Source organism: Confluentibacter sediminis (assembly GCF_003258355.1).
GTDB lineage: Bacteria > Bacteroidota > Bacteroidia > Flavobacteriales > Flavobacteriaceae > Confluentibacter > Confluentibacter sediminis.
In genome coordinates this window covers 1-221 of record NZ_QKPO01000078.1, presented here as the reverse complement: position 1 = coordinate 221, position 221 = coordinate 1, and the positions used below count along the sequence as shown (strand labels likewise).

The window sequence follows — 221 nt, the reverse complement described above, 5'->3', positions numbered from 1 at the left end:
GAACCGGAATCGGCCTTGCCGTTATCGGCGGAGTCGGATTTCTTATCGGAACCTTTATCGGTATCAGACTTGGCGGCGCCTACGGCGATGATCTGGTCGATGGCCATCGAGGTGACGGTCTCCGATTTCAGCGTCTCCGATTCGGCCACGCCATCCACATAGGTGACGTCGTACACCTGCGTCTTCTCGCCGTTGACGCCCTGCTGGCGCACATCGGCCTG

The 221-nt window shown here is 59.7% G+C and carries 1 protein-coding gene; it reads right to left on the bottom strand.

The window, feature by feature from the left end; translation table 11 throughout:
* Positions 1-221 (bottom strand): G5 domain-containing protein (locus tag DKT72_RS19015; RefSeq protein ID WP_220628167.1); only part of this gene is annotated, 221 nt, incomplete at both ends.